2 protein-coding genes are annotated in these 2,221 nt (G+C 66.4%); both read left to right on the forward strand.

Annotated features, from left to right (window positions below; genetic code table 11):
- Positions 1–191, forward strand: a 191-nt coding sequence (locus tag ACH4C6_RS36340) for a transposase (RefSeq protein ID WP_398112840.1), incomplete at its 5' end; no start/stop codon positions are given.
- 567 nt (positions 192–758) lie between these two features.
- The gene (locus ACH4C6_RS36345; protein WP_398112841.1) at positions 759–1,634 is read left to right on the forward strand and encodes a transglycosylase SLT domain-containing protein; all 876 of its coding nucleotides are present in this window, start codon (positions 759–761) and stop codon (positions 1,632–1,634) included.
- The last annotated feature ends 587 nt before the right edge of the window (positions 1,635–2,221 follow it).

Genomic DNA, 2,221 nt, shown 5'->3' on the forward strand with positions numbered 1-2,221 from the left:
GCCAGAGCCGCCTCAGCCCCTGGCAGGAGGCAGAGAACGCCGTCCATCGCCGGGCACGAGCGCGCGTGGAACACGCCCTGTCGCGGCTGAAGAACTGGAAGATCCCGCGGGACTGCCGACTCAAGGGCGACGGAGTTCACCAGGCCATGCTCGGCATCGCCCAACTGCACAACCTGGCCCTCACTGGATAACTCACATCCCATACGGGACAACCTCTAGCCGCGCCGGACTGTCGGGCGTGGTGAACCCGATACCGGCGCCGCGCGTAGCACAAAGGGCACGTTCGGTGGACAAATGGCAACGAGGCCCGATGCTGCCGACCCCACTCCGTGGCCGTGGCCATGTCCGCGAGTGACATCGTAAGGAGACCCGTTGACCGTCGTCAGATGTACCACCTGTTCTCGAACTTTCCGGCAGGGCGCAGATGACGCCACGCGGGGACGCTGGGACGGTTTCTGTTCCACGCACTGTCGCCTGGCCTACCGGCATCTGTGCCAGGAGGCGGCCCGGGAGAACGCCGTTCGCAAGGACGCAGCAGGTAATGCCTCTGACTCAGGGAGCGACAAGCCACGGAGTACCGAGCCGCGCACTCCCCGTGTCCGGGCACCGTCCGCGCCGGAACATCACCCGAACCGGTAGAAACCCAGCCCACCGCACATCACGGCCATGCACCGCTGTGCCAGCACCACTGAACCGCGTATTCCGCGCAGCCGTAAGTGCCCCTGCAGCCGCGGAGAAGTAGAACGAGAGGTCTTGCTGTGAGCAGCGAGGATACGAAGAGCTCCAGCAGCAACCTGGCCGTGAAGTCTGCCATCGCCGCCGGCGGCTGCGGCTGTCTGGCTGCTCCCGCCGGACTCGTGGTGTTCGTCGTCGGCCCGGTCCTCATCTTGGGCGGATTCGCCGTCCTGCTTCTTCCCCTCATCATCCTGGCACTCATCTTCTCCGGGCAGCCACTGGGATCCATCGACACCGGCACGGAGCTCACCACCCCTGAAGCCATCTGCGAGCAGGCCGAGAGGGGCCGGAACGAACAGGCTCCGGAGTCGGCCGCACAGCGGGCCCAGGAAATCGCACTGGGGGACGGACTCGGTGAACTCGAGACGACGCGCTCCGGCGAAGAGGGCGTGAGCCGGGACGGCAGAACGGCGTGCACGGTCCCCAACGACTACTACCTGTCCATCCTGGAGGCGGGAGCAGTCTGCGATGTCATCGGGCCTGTCACGATCGCAGCTCAGATTCAGTATGAGTCACGATTCGCGGCCGACTTTGTCGGCCCCAACGGCGCCGAAGGCATCTCGCAGCTGCCTCCCGACAAGTTCGAGCAGTTCGCGGACGAGGACGGCGATCCCTTCAACCCTCAGGATTCCATCGCGGCGCAGGGCGCTTATCTGTGCGCTTTGGCGGAGGAAGCTGACGAGCTGCTTGATCAAGGCCAGGTGACGGGCAACGTCCTCGACCTGACACTCGCGGCGTACGACGTCGGAATGGACGCCGTACGGGAGGCGGGGGGCGTGCCGGCGACCGAGGAGTCGCAGAGTTATGTCGTCGGTGTGCGCGCCTGGTTCGCGTCCATGGAGGGGCTCGGTCCTCCGCCGCGGACTCTGCCGATCACTCCGGGGCTGTTCGACGAGTGAGCGCTTCGCGTCGCAGCCGCCGAAGAGGGGAAAGCGCCAGCTCACGGATCTATGCTCACCGAGCGCGCCATGCTTGCCGGTGTTGAGGCTTAGCCGCCCGTCGTCTTGCACCTCGGTTCACACGCCTCACCGCAGGTTCGGCCTCTTCCAGCCTTCGACGACTGCTTCCCCGCGCTGTCCCGATCCCCATCAGCTTCGCGAGGTGCTCCTCCAGTGACACGCCCAAGCTCAGCCCGGCCAGCGCGGCCTTCTCAACCGTTCCCAGGTCGGCCCCGTCCGGCATGGCCGGGCGCGTGGAACGGTCTTCTGGGTCCGCTCGCTGCTCGCTGCTCGCTGCTCGCTGGAGGACCGTAACCTGCTCCTACCGTGGCGGCGTCGACAGCCGATGCTCGCCGTCTTCCGCCTCGGCGTCTTCAACAGCCGGGAGGCCGTGAGGACCTCGGCCAGATCCGGAGCCTCGACCCATCGCCGAAGAACGCGGCGGGACATCCGCTAGAGGTTGTCCCGTATGGGGTGTCAGTTATCCGGTGAGGGCCAAGTTGTGGAGCCGGGAGATGCCGAGCATGGCCTGGTGAACGCCGTTGCCC

Origin of the sequence: Streptomyces sp. NPDC017943 (genome assembly GCF_044328425.1) — a bacterium.
Classification (GTDB): domain Bacteria; phylum Actinomycetota; class Actinomycetes; order Streptomycetales; family Streptomycetaceae; genus Streptomyces; species Streptomyces djakartensis_A.